At 40.7% G+C, this 13314-nt stretch carries 9 protein-coding genes; 8 read left to right on the top strand and 1 reads right to left on the bottom strand.

The features are described 5' to 3' along the window. Positions 1 to 457 precede the first annotated feature (457 nt). The 4 genes from BCU94_RS11295 (at position 458) to BCU94_RS11280 (ending at position 4516) form a co-directional block, all read left to right on the top strand. A complete protein-coding gene (locus BCU94_RS11295; protein ID WP_198590879.1) occupies positions 458 to 1243 on the top strand; it encodes a glycine betaine ABC transporter substrate-binding protein in 786 nt (261 codons plus the stop codon). A gap of 144 nt (positions 1244 to 1387) precedes the next feature. Beyond that, entirely contained in the window at positions 1388 to 2413 is a 1026-nt protein-coding gene (locus tag BCU94_RS11290) for a zinc-binding alcohol dehydrogenase family protein (protein WP_102322246.1), read from the top strand. 27 nt (positions 2414 to 2440) lie between these two features. Next, positions 2441 to 3061, top strand: coding sequence for a glutaredoxin 2 (grxB, locus tag BCU94_RS11285; protein ID WP_102367604.1), 621 nt, complete (start codon positions 2441 to 2443; stop codon positions 3059 to 3061). Between the two features lie 843 nt (positions 3062 to 3904). Then, a complete protein-coding gene (locus BCU94_RS11280; RefSeq protein ID WP_102476449.1) occupies positions 3905 to 4516 on the top strand; it encodes a pseudouridine synthase in 612 nt (203 codons plus the stop codon). A gap of 244 nt (positions 4517 to 4760) precedes the next feature. Here the strand turns inward: BCU94_RS11280 and BCU94_RS11275 are convergent, their stop codons facing one another. Further along, on the bottom strand, positions 4761 to 5252 hold the full coding sequence (locus tag BCU94_RS11275; RefSeq protein ID WP_102476445.1) for a MarR family transcriptional regulator: 492 nt from the start codon (positions 5250 to 5252) through the stop codon (positions 4761 to 4763). Between the two features lie 463 nt (positions 5253 to 5715). Here BCU94_RS11275 and putP point away from each other — a divergent pair, with 463 nt between their 5' ends. The 4 genes from putP (at position 5716) to BCU94_RS11255 (ending at position 12864) form a co-directional block, all read left to right on the top strand. Then, entirely contained in the window at positions 5716 to 7212 is a 1497-nt protein-coding gene (gene putP / locus BCU94_RS11270) for a sodium/proline symporter PutP (protein WP_102476444.1), read from the top strand. A 9-nt stretch (positions 7213 to 7221) separates the two neighbouring features. Then, positions 7222 to 8322 carry a glutamate 5-kinase gene (proB, locus tag BCU94_RS11265; RefSeq protein ID WP_102476443.1) on the top strand — a complete coding sequence of 367 codons (1101 nt, stop codon included), beginning with the start codon at positions 7222 to 7224 and terminating at the stop codon, positions 8320 to 8322. 339 nt (positions 8323 to 8661) lie between these two features. After that, positions 8662 to 10098, top strand: coding sequence for an MBL fold metallo-hydrolase (locus BCU94_RS11260; RefSeq protein ID WP_102476442.1), 1437 nt, complete (start codon positions 8662 to 8664; stop codon positions 10096 to 10098). 210 nt (positions 10099 to 10308) lie between these two features. Beyond that, positions 10309 to 12864: an MMPL family transporter gene (locus tag BCU94_RS11255; RefSeq protein WP_133149787.1), complete on the top strand. Its 2556-nt coding sequence runs from the start codon at positions 10309 to 10311 to the stop codon at positions 12862 to 12864. The last annotated feature ends 450 nt before the right edge of the window (positions 12865 to 13314 follow it).

The raw sequence follows: 13314 nt of genomic DNA, 5'->3' as shown, positions 1-13314 counted from the left end.
GACCTAAAACGACGACAAGGCGCAGCTAACTGTCAGCGCTGGTTGTGCGCTTAATAAATCATTTCTTAATCTCAAATAAAAGCATTTCCCACTTGATTGATATCAAGCTTTTCTGCTGGATTGAATTTAGTTTATGAGTTAATTTTGGTGATTAATGATGAAATATTCAGTCCTTTGGCAGGAATAATCCCATCAGTAAATGAATGTTGGTGTTGGCAACTCAAAATGAAAGGCGTTATGTTATAACTTCAAAATAATGGGTGGCTATGTATTACTGACCGTAGATAGACACGTCAATATAAAGCGTATGTATTTCATCAATGCATACGCTTTTTTATTAAGTGTAAATCGGCATCTATCAATTTATTTTTGATAATTATTCAAAAATTAGGCTGTTTTTGATTGCTCTAGAGCCTTGTATTATCAATCTATCAGCAACGATAAGAGCGAAAGAACAATGAATAAAAAAATCACAATGGGTGTAACAGATTTATCATTCCATCGCACGACAGCTTCATTGGTTAGCAATGTATTGAAGACCATGGGCTTCGAAGTTGAGCGAATCTTTTCCCCTCATCAGGAAAATTTTGAAAAACTGAAAGCTGGTGAAATCGATATGCTCTCTTCTGCTTGGTTACCATCGAGCCATGGTATCTATAAGTCGGACGTTGAAAAAGTTGAGCCATTAATCGAGCTTGGACTTCATTACGAACCTTACGCACTGTGGGGTGTGCCGGATTACGTACCTGAAGAGATGGTCGCTGAAGTGGCGGATTTATTGAAGCCTGAAGTCGTCGAGCAAATGAGACCTAAAATTCAAGGTATTAATCCAGGAGCTGGAATCACTCGCTTCTCTATCCAGATGATGGAAGAGTACGGTTTAAGTAAAGCAGGCTATGAGTTTTTTACAGGCAGTGAAGACGACTGTTTTAGTGCTTTTGAAGATGCCGTCGCAAATAAAGAGTGGGTCATTGTGCCGCTATGGAAACCGCAATTTCTTCACTATCGTTATGATATTCGCGAGCTTATAGAGCCGAAAGGGCTGCTTGGAATTGTAGACCGAGCTGTACTGTTACTGAGAGATGATAAGAAAAATCTATTTACTGATGAACAGCTTAAAACCTTAGATTCATTACGTTTCTCCAACGATATTATTGCCGAGCTTGATTATAAAGTGTGCCGAGAGGGTAAACCGCAAGATGAAGTGACGTATGAATGGTTAGCTGCACAAGGTGTTATCTAACTAGGTTAACAGGTAAGTATCTCAACACTACCCGGTCGAGCAGTGTGATTATCAAAAATATATTGAATGTAATTAAAAGATTAGGCGGTTTATCTAGGGTAAAAAATCTCTATGATGAAGGTGTCCAATCAAAGGAGAAACAACATGCCAGCACCAACAACAATGAAAGCAATTGGTTTTACTCAATCACTAGCAATTACAGAGCAAGACAGCTTATTCGAGTTTGAAACAAGCCTGCCAGAGCTAAAAGACAATGACCTGCTGGTAAAAGTGAGTGCGACCTCGATTAACCCAGCAGATGCAAAAATACGTATCCGCAACGCACAAGATAAAACCCTAGAGCAGCCAAAAGTATTGGGCTATGACGCGGTGGGTGAAGTGGTTGCTAAAGGTGGCAATGTTTCAGGCTTCGAAATTGGTGACCGTGTTTATTACGCAGGTGATGTGACACGTATGGGTGCGAATGCTGAGTACCAAGCGGTCGATTACCGAATTACAGCTCACGCCCCAAAAAGCCTTTCTGACGAATCAGCAGCCGTTATGCCTCTCGCTACATTGACAGGTTGGGAAGCCTTGTTTGATCGCCTACGCGTTCGTCCAGAAGAGAAGAAATCTATTCTGATCATTGGTGGCGCAGGTGGTGTTGGTTCGATTACGGTTCAACTGGCGAAACAGCTTACTAACCTAACAGTGATTGCGACTGCTTCAAGACCAGAGACCGAGCAGTGGGTAAGAGATATGGGCGCTGACCATGTTGTGAATCACCGCAATCTGGTGGAGTCGGTACGTGAGCAAGGCATTCAGCATGTGGACTACATCTTCAACGTTGCAGATACCAAAGGCCATTGGGATGCAATGGTCGAGTTGATTGCTCCGCAAGGCATGATCAGTTCAATTGTAGAATTTGATGGTGGTGTTGATCTATCAAAACTACAAGGCAAATCAGCTGGATTCATCTGGGAACTGATGTTCACTCGCTCACTGTTTAACACTGACGATCTTCAGAAGCAGCAAGATATCCTATTCCAAGCTGCGAACTTGATTGATGCTGGCCGCATTAAGTCTACACTCACCACCACATTGAATGGTTTTAGTGTTGAGACGTTAAAAGACGCACACCAACGCATTGAAAGCAGCGCATCAATTGGCAAAACTGCGATTAAATACTAATTCAGACTTATAAAAACGGGATTTTTGATGAAACTGTATATCTACGAGCATTGTCCATTTTGTGCCCGTGTTGTTTATGTTGCTAATGCACTGAAGCTTAACGTTGAATACCAAGTTGTAGATTATGCTGATGCGCAAACTCTGATTGATTTAATCGGTCAAAAAATGGTGCCAGTTTTGGAGAAAACGGATGGCAGCGTGATGGCGGAAAGCATGGATATCATTGCTTACTTTATCGAGCAAGCTGGTATTGATGCGGTAGCCGCACCATCAGAAGAGACGTTGGCATTTCAGCGTGAGGCATTCCCTTTGATTCAAAGAATTGGCTACCCTCGCTGGACGAAACTGAATCTAAAAGAGTTCGCGACTGAAGCAAGTGTTACTGCATGGCAAGCGAAGAAAGAGACAGAAGAGCTGAACTTTGTTCGCCTGTTAGAAAGCACAGAGCAGATTGTTGCAGATGTAAACGCACAGTTGCTTAACGCTGAAGCGTTGATCCAACCGAATGCGGGTAAATCACCACTGCCTCTGGTTGATCAGGCTATCTACTTCTCGCTACTGCGCGGCTTCTTTGTTGAGCCCACCGTTACTTGGCCGCAAGAGCTCAAGTTATGGCTGGAAACAAACAGTAATGAGCTAAGGTGCTAGTATACTAACTTTCTAGACTGGTTGGACGAAAGCGTATTAATTAGGCCCGAGTTATCAAGATGGTAGCTCGTTTTTTTTATTAATATAACCAGTCAAACTTAAAAATAGTAAAACCTGTGATTCCTTTTTACTCATTACTATTCCTCTTCCCCTAGAAGTAACCTCAAGGCAGGTTGGAAATCTTTACGACGTGATTTTCCATACCTGTAGTTATTCATTTATTTCTAATTTAGCAAAATCCCAAACACGAAAATGTCCATAAATGAGTTAGTAGCTTAGCTAATTTTAAGAATTCTATGCATGGAATTACCATGTTTAATCATTAAGAATGTTGACTTTTTTGCCATTCAGAAATATAGTCAATCTTAGTTAGCAATTGCAGCTTCTATTTACACTATTTGATTGCAAGTAATTGAAACTAAGCGACTAATCTTGAATTTAATACGGAAGCCTTGGGTTCAAATCCCTATCTCTCCGCCATATTCAAGACGAAAGGCTCATCAGGAATGATGAGCCTTTTTTCGTTTAAATCACTAAAAATATTGAAGATTAATACTATTAATTCAAAATTGCTTTATTGCCTAGTATTTAAAGTGCCTGTTTTATAATCACTTATTTGCCTTGAGAAGATTGACTCAGTCAATGTCACTGCTTTTCATATGAGCAAGCCCCCAGTAATGTTTGCTCAATATGTTTATCCTCGTTTCTTCTAGCATTTTATGCGCTGATAAGAACATTTGCTTTTAAGCTATGTGTATTGGGGGCGTTTTAGATTATGTGCATCATGCTAAGACTCACCGTATAATGCCAACCTATACAGTTTTTACGATTAAAAGCCATATTATGCCAACTACTAACCAAACGGGTTTGCTAGCGCCTGCTGATAAGAGCGAAATTCATCAGCATTTTAAAATATTTAAACCGTATGGTTTTTTAAGCCAGTTTGTACCTGAAACCCGTAAGAAGAAACATCTACTGGGTGAGCTATTTAATTTCCCCGATAAAACCATGGCCATTGGTCGGTTAGATCATGACTCAGAAGGACTGTTATTACTCACCACTGATGGCATGATGAGTCATAAGATCAGAAGTAAAGGTATAGCGAAAGAATACTATGTACAGCTGGATGGTGATATTACTCCTGAGGCGATTTCATTACTGCAAAATGGGGTTGAAATTGGCATTAATGGTACTAAATATTTAACCTTGCCTTGTAAGGCGTTCAAATTAGATGAAGAACCTTCGCTTCCCTCTCGGGGTCGTAAAATTCGCGACCCAAGACATGGGCCAACAAGTTGGGTTTCTATTACGCTTTGTGAAGGTAAGAATCGTCAGATCAGAAAAATGACCGCTGCTGTTGGCTTTGCCACATTAAGGTTGGTAAGAGTGAGAATTGGCGATATTCATATTGATAATATGGCTGCTGGTGATGTTGTTAGGCTAACTCATTTATAATGCCGTACTTAATTGCTACCACTTTGTCAGTAACCTAGCCGATATTCTTACTGTCCGATCAATTGACCTCGCATAATAATCCTTAAGCAAGAGTTCAACCTATTACGAAGGGGTGTAGCGGAAAGGCTAAAGCTGTTAATGATTAAAGAGTCACAGCTTAAATAACTTGATAGAGGGATAACATACATTCCATTTTATCCCTCTATTTATATTATTTAGTTATATTCTCAATCCATTTTGATGTTTAATCAGCAGGTAATTCAGTACTTTTATAAATGGGATCGACCTCAAGTACTGGCGCTGCATCGAGTTCGTTAGCATCCATCATTGAACCAATACGTTGCATTGATGATAAAAGCTGAGATTGTTCCCATTCTTCTAATGCGCAGAAATTTTGAATAAAATGCTCCTGCAATGGCTTAGGTGCTTCAAGTAAACAAGCCTTGCCCTCATCAGATAAATATAAACTAACCCGTCTTTTATCTTGCTCACTTCGGACCCTTTGAATCAAATTTCTGCTTTCTAAGCGGTCTAAAATGTTAGTCACAGTTGCAGCGCTCAAGTTGATATTTTTAGCCACTTGACTCGCTGTAACACCATTAATACCGGCGATTTCTTGCATGATCATTAATTGAGGCCCGGTTATACCAGACTTTTTATTCAACTGTTTTGAGTGCAAATCAATTGCTCGAATCACTTTACGTATCGATATTAATAGTTCTTCGTATTTTTCCATTGCTTCTTCTAGTTATTAGCCATGAGTGTAGGATAACACTAACCTTATTTTTTATCAGTCCATATTGTCTATTAGCAATAAGTCTTAGCTGCTTTCGAGTCGAATACTAACCATTTTCGCTTTTAAACAATAACCACTTTTCAAAAATGGGATTAACTCAAATGATTTATTTTCATGTCGTAAGAATTAGCGGCCATTAAGCTACTGTAAAATATCAGCTTGGAATTTGCTCGGTTGATCTTAGTGTAATAAGTCTATAACATAATAGTTAGAGTACTAATTATTAGAGGTAGAATTAAATGCAAGGCGAAACCAGTTCATGTGACAGTCCCAGTTATCTGCAACAATTAACAACACGTTCATTTGAAATAGCGAAACATACAGTGGGATTAATATGTTTATGGTTAATTCTTAGTACTTATATTTTTTATCCGCTAACTAAAATAAATAAGGCTGGTAAATAATGGAATATACCTATATTTCATTAGGGGTTTATTTTGTACTCATGTTAGCTATCGGTATCTACGCCGCAAAAACATCCACAGCTAATCTTTCTGAATATATGCTTGGCGGCCGCCAAGTTAGCCCTCAAGTGACCGCATTATCTGCTGGTGCATCTGATATGAGTGGTTGGATGCTAATGGGATTACCCGGTGCCATTTTTGTTTCAGGGTTTGATACTATTTGGGTTGCACTAGGCTTAGTGATTGGCGCATGGGCTAACTATAAACTTGTGGCGCCTAAGCTGCGTTTGTACACCGAAAAAACCAATGACTCGTTAACCTTGCCAGATTTTTTTGGTAAACGATTTGATAAAGAAAATGGTGTTATCCGCCTCATTTCAGCTGTAGTCATCATCATATTTTTCACTTTATACACCTCAGCAGGTCTTGTTGGCGGTGGTAAGTTATTTGAAACCGCGTTTGCAATGAACTATCAAACTGGCGTTGTTATTACCATGCTAGTGGTGGTGGCTTATACCTTGATGGGCGGCTTTTTAGCCGTAAGTATGACAGACTTTGTCCAAGGTGTGATTATGTTTATTGCCCTTATTTTAGTGCCTGTTGTGGCGTTCACGCATTTTGATAGTCCATCAAGTATGATGAATTATTCACTTGAGACGATTCCTTCTTTTAGTGAAAGCTTATCTGGTTTAACTCTGGTATCGCTGCTATCTAGCTTGGCATGGGGACTGGGCTATTTTGGTCAACCGCATATTATTGTTCGATTTATGGCGATAGACTCTGTTAAAAATATCAAAACAGCTCGCCGGATTGGTATGAGCTGGATGACAGTGACCATTATTGGCGCTTTAGCGACGGGTTTAACGGGGGTGGCTTATACGCGTAAATTTGAAGTCACGCTTGCCGATCCTGAAACTATCTTTATTTTCTTTTCTGAAGTGTTATTTCATCCTTTAATTGGCGGTTTTTTATTAGCGGCAATTCTAGCGGCGGTAATGAGTACCATTTCTTCACAATTGCTAGTGTCTTCAAGTTCACTGACAGAAGATATCTATCGTGCTTACAGCAAAAAAGCAGTATCTGATAAAACAGCGGTGAATATTGGCCGACTGTGCGTATTTGGTGTAGCTGTTGTGGCATCTTTTATCGCAATGAACCCATCGAGTAGTATTTTATCTATTGTCAGTAATGCTTGGGCAGGCTTTGGCGCGGCATTTGGTCCGCTGATTTTATTTAGTTTGTTATGGCAAAAGGTGACTTATGAAGGGGCCTTAGCCGGCATAATTACTGGTACTGTGACGGTATTATTTTGGATTTTTGCACCTGTATTAGCTAATGGTGAAACCTTAAGCAGTGTAGTGTATGAAATGCTGCCGGGCTTTTTCATCAGTGCAGTATCGATTTGGTTAGTGAGTTTAATAACCAAAGCGCCATCTGCTGAGATCCAAAAAACATTTAAAGATGTTAATCATCAATTAATTCAACAATTATCATAAGGTCTACTCATGTCTATTAAATCCAATCAACGATTGGTGATAAAGGTGGGTAGTGCGTTAATTGCCCCTGAAAACAACGGTTGTAGTTCGCATCACCTGCTGAGTATTGCGCAATTTATACTTCGTTGTCGTAAGCAGGGAAAGCAAGTTATTTTGGTTTCTTCGGGTTCAGTTGCTGCTGGTCGTCAATGGATTGATATTAAATCACCGTCAATTGCCCTAAAAAAGGCCATGGCAGCAGCCGGACAAACCAATATGATGGCAGTTTGGGATAAGTTATTTGACTTTCCCACTGCGCAAATTCTTCTGACCCATGCTGATTTATGTAATAAAGAACGCTATGCCAGTATTAAAGAAACCATAGAATCCTTATTGGAGCATGGGGTATTACCTATCGTAAATGAAAACGATACGGTGACCTCTGAAGAGTTAAAAGTTGGCGATAACGATAATCTCGCCGCTATGGTTGCGGCATCAACAGGGGCAGATGGCTTAATCCTTTGTACTGACGTTGATGGATTGTTTGATAAAAACCCCCAGCAACATGCTGATGCTAAATTGATTAAAACCATTGATGTTATTGACGAGTCTATTTATCAAATGGCAGGCGGTGCAACCAGCTCAATGGGCACTGGCGGCATGCAAACCAAAATTGAGGCGGCTGAAAAAGCTGTGGCTCATGGCATTGATACTTATGTAGTTAATGGCTTTAATCATCAAACTTTTAGCGCCTTGCTGCAAGATGAAAACCCAGGCTCGCATTTTGTGTCTTGTAAAACCCCGATGTCACCAGAGCAGCATTGGATGACTCATACTGTCCGCGAGCGAGGTGAGGTGGTGATTGAAGATCAACATGCAGCGATTAGTCAGCATGATGATGTGATCACCAGTGCTAGTATTCTTTCGGTAAAAGGCGAGTTTGCAGTGGGTGATACTATTTTAATCCGCACTGATGATGGCTCACAAGTGGCAAAGGCCACATCTAATTACAGCAGTTGTTTGCTTAACTATCTCACTCAACAAGCTAACACGAGTGAAAATGTAGCTAGCCAACCACAAAACAACTCAATCATTTCACCGATAAATCTCGCCGTTTTGGAGAGAACATGAGTTTAATCTTAATATTATCAGCCAATGTATATCACGCCGCTAGGGCACTATTGTAATTGATGCAGTTGATGCAACTAAGTAACTGACTTAAATTACAAAAATAGCCTTTATCGTTTGATTGTTGTAATAGATCCTATCGGGTTAAAGGGCTATTAATCACTTACTTTAAGTGGGTTGTTGCCTGTGTGTTTTTAACTTATTGACTCTTTCTCCATACTCACTTTCTTAGCACTTCTCTATCTGTTAATTATATGCACTTACCAATGGCTTATTCGCATCTAATTTATTGTCATAGTCTATGATTAAGGAACGACTCAAGGGAAAACCGAGGAAGTTACCATGGAAATGACACTGCGTTTTTTAGGGGCAACTCAAGAGGTAACAGGTTCCTGTCATTTATTAACTATCGACGGTAAACAAGTGTTGTTAGATTGCGGTTTAATTCAAGGTGGTAGAGCCGTTGAACTTCGGAATCATGAGCCTTTTGCTTTTGAGGCAAGCACTATCGATGCGGTGGTATTAAGTCATGCTCATATTGATCATTCAGGCCGCTTACCTTTATTGGCAAAGTTAGGCTTTGATGGCCCTATTTATACCAATAAAGCCACTGCTGAACTGTGCACTGTAATGCTAAAAGATGCCGCCATGCTGCAGCAGCGCGATAATGAACGGCTGAATAAGAAGCGTAAGAAACAACAGCTCGAACCAATCTCCGCTTTATTTGATCAACAAGATGTTGATAAGGCGATATCGCAGTTCGTGCCGCTCGATTACCAAGTCGAAAACCCAATCGTGCCACATGTTAGTGTAAGACTGTTTGATGCTGGGCATATTTTAGGCTCGGCTATTGTTTCGTTACAACTAGGTGAGGGCAGTCAGCAGAAAACCATAGTCTTTAGTGGTGACCTTGGCCGCGCAGGCATGCCGATTCTACGAGACCCTACCTTAATTGATAATGCTGATTTAGTCTTAATGGAAAGTACTTATGGTAACCGTTTACACCGTAGTTGGGATGAAACCATTGCTGAGTTAAAACAAATTTTTGCCAAAGCGATAACCGAAAGTCGCGGCAATATATTGCTACCAGCATTTTCGGTGGGGCGAGCACAAGAATTGCTGTATTTATTTCATTTGTATGCCAAAGAGTGGGATTTGTCTCGTTGGAAAATTTGCTTAGATAGCCCGATGGCTATTGAAGCGACCCGAGTGTATATCAATAATTACCCGTTAATGGATGAAGACTTTAAACGCTTTACCCGCATGCATCCAGGTGAACATCCACTGTTATCTAATGTTGAGTTTACCCAAAGCACAGATGAGTCAATGCTGCTGAACGAAGTACATAAGGGGCTGATTATCATTGCCGGTAGCGGTATGTGTAACGGCGGGCGAATTCGTTGCCATTTCGAGCATAATTTATGGCGCCCAGAATGTGATGTCATTATTTGTGGTTATCAAGCAGAAGGCACACCGGGCAGAGCGCTGGTAGATGGTCAGCCTGAACTGACTATTCGCGGAAAATCGGTTAAAGTTGCTGCTAAGTTGCATACCATAGGCGGCTTGTCTGCCCATGCCGATCAAGCTGAATTACTGCGCTGGTATCGTCATTTTAATCATCAACCACCATTGATATTAGTCCACGGTGAAACCACGGCGCAGCAAGGGTTAGTGGATGCAATACATCAAGATAAATCATCTGCCCCCCAAGCGCTTGCGATAGCAGCCCATGGCGATAAACTGGATTTAAATGGCCTACCACAACTGGTTTGGTGTTGAATGGCGTTATCCAGCGGTGCTGTAATTGAGCAATGCTGTCATTGAGCAATAGTGTTTTGTGCTGACGTTGACTGCGAATGCACATTAATACATATGTTCATTACAGCCTTTCCCAATGACAAATTATCATTGTTGTTGCTTATGTCATTGCCACATGGATGATTATCAAGACTATAATGTCGCTATCCACTTTATCTGCGAAGCTCACTTGTGAAACATTGGTTTTTTTCAAAACAAACATTGCCGTTTATATTGTCATTGCTCTTTATTGGGCTAATGACCACCATTGCTATTATCTACAGTAAAAATAATTTCGTGGTTGACTCCAACCTAGATCGTCTCGTTCAACAAAATGCCCCATGGAAGGACAACTTAACTAAGACGGTAAATGAATTTGGCGACTCTGAAAATGGTCTGGTCATTGTGGTTTCTGGTGACAATCATCAGCAAGTACAAACTATGACTGAAGCGCTACAAGCAGACTTTTCTGCACAGCCCTTATTTAACGACGTATTTGCGCCAGCAACCTTGCCATGGCTTAAGCAGCAAGCCTTGTGGTTATTACCCGAGCAAGACTTTATTGATTTTAATGTCAATGTTGCCAGCATAATGCCAAAACTTCAGGCGGTCATGTCAGTTGAAGCTAATGGCACTACTGGGCAAAATGATGCTGGGATACAATTATTAGCACAATTAAATCATGCTATTGAAACTGATGACATTAAAGCCGCGAAGCTGTTAATTAACGTATTAAACCAACTGGCGGCAAAGCAGGGCAGTGTTGACTGGTTTGAGGTATTGATGCCACCAAGTCGTGGTACTATTTATCAAATTATCACCTTAAATGCACAGCCTCAAAACGATCAAAAACAGCCGAATAAATATATCATCGAAACCGCACAAAATATTATCCATCAATACAGTGATAATGACGCAGTGCAAATTCGCATTACTGGTCAGACGGCGTTGGACTATGATGAAATCAGTGACGCCAATAATAGCGTAACCTTAGCGGGGACCATGTCGCTGATAGGCTTGATTGTAGTATTGGGATTTGGTATTCGCTCTTTGCGCATAATCGTTGCCAGCTATGTGGCCGTGATTATTGGGTTGGTGTGGACGCTCGCACTTGGATTATTTTTGGTTGGTTCATACAACACCATTTCCATTGTATTTTTGGTGATGTTTATTGGTTTAGGTGTCGATTTTGCGATTCATTTTTGTCTGCGATTACGAGAAGAGCAAGCACTACAGCCTACCAATTATGCCAGCTTGATTGCGGCAATTCGCGGCACTTTTACGCCACTTAGTTTGTGCGCATTAACCTCTGCCATAGGGTTTCTTGGCTTTTATCCTACAGCTTATACCGGGCTTGCTGAATTAGGGGTTATTTCAGCGGCGGGGATGGCAATGGGGTTGCTGGCAACCTTTATCGTTATTCCGACTTTTTTCTTTATTTGTGGCTATCCTCGAGCGCATGGTTTTAAGGCTAACATAGCGACTGAAGAGGGTGATACTCAGTTCCAATATGCCAGCGACGATGATTTCTGGTTGCCTAAACATCACAAAATGGTAGTTTTTTTGGCCGTGATAGCCTTAGCTATTTCTGGCTATGGTGCCAGTAAAATGGAATTTGATTTCTCGACTTTGGTATTAAAATCGGTGAAGTCTGAATCGGTTAGAACCCTTGAAGAAATTCAACAACAAGGCTTAACCTCAAGCTATCAAATGATGATGCTAGCGACATCACGACAACAAGCGGCCAAGTGGCAATCACAATTGTCTGGTTTAGCTGAAGTGAGCAATGTGATTTCAATCAACTCTTTTTTAGCCACTGATCGCGCGTCCAAACAGGCAGCATTGTTGCAAACATTAGCAGCCGCCAATGCGCCAATAGAGTCATTAGATAGCCTTGCAAGCTTGCAACAAAACCTAGTCAGAGCTGATTATGCCCAAGGCGTGATTGCGCAACGTACCTTAGATTGGCTTAAAAATAATGATGAATTCACCCTTGTGAGTCAAATTAATCAACATGCATTGGCGCCATTACAAGTTATGCAGCAAAGTTTAACTCAGTTATTGCAAGCTCCAATTCCAAGCTATGATGATATTCCTACGGTGTTAGCTCAGCGATATAAAAACGAGCAATATTTATTAGTGGTGGCTTACCCTGCTGGCGATATGCGTGATGTGAAACAGCTGGATAGATTTATTAAGCTTGTACAAGACGTAGCGCCCAATGCAACCGGAAGACCTGTAGCCGAGCAGCAAGTGGGTAATATTATTATTAACGCATTTTTGCAGGCAATCACTTATTCACTATTACTGATAGCCGTCATTTTGTTGCTAGCGCTAAAACATAAGCGCGATGTTATTTTGACTTTTATACCGCTGTTATTAACCACCTTATCAACTATGGCTGTTGCCCATTGGAGTGGACAGGCGCTAAATATGGCCAACATCATTGTCATTCCATTGATATTTGGCTTGGGGGTCGATAATGGTATTCACATCGTTGAGCGCTTTCGGGCGGTGGGATCTGCGAGGGCCTTTTATCAATCATCAACCCCAAGAGCGGCAGTACTAAGTTCACTAACCACAATGGCGACCTTTGGTTCTTTGTTACTGGCCGATCACCGAGGTATGTATAGCATTGGTTTTTTACTCACCATCGCCATCGGCTTTCTACTTTTCTACAGTTTAACGGTATTACCCGCTTTATTGTTTAGTGTGAAAAAGATGCAGCCCGGCTATTCGTTAAAATAAGCTTATTATGGTCTTTGCTTAAATTTTTATTATTTAAAAATGCTGATAGGGACATTGGCTTGTTTAATCCTGATGCAAATCTTAAGCGATACTCAATAATAGCTAGCACTTAAGCTAAAAACGTAAGCAAGCCATTTTCATCGCCAATATTTTACTGTCGAATTTCTACATATCACCAGCGTGTTTTTTACATGTTACTTTTGCGCTTTATAAATAACCTCTGTGCCTAAAATTGTAAAATTGTAAATTTGTAATACAAAAGGCTACTATTCCTAACAGTGCTGATAATAGGTTGGTAACAACTTGTGGCGCCTTTGCTTACATCTTAAGGGGTTTACGCTCTTATGTTGAACGAATGCGTAACATTCGCAAGCAAATAGGCGGTAAATTAGCGAGTTTTTGCTGTGGTTTATATCATTTTGATCTAGATCTCAATTTACAAATCTGTGC

It is taken from the genome of Shewanella sp. 10N.286.52.C2 (genome assembly GCF_002874545.1).
In the GTDB taxonomy this organism is placed as follows: Bacteria; Pseudomonadota; Gammaproteobacteria; order Enterobacterales; family Shewanellaceae; genus Shewanella.
This window is presented reverse-complemented; position numbering and strand designations above follow the sequence as displayed.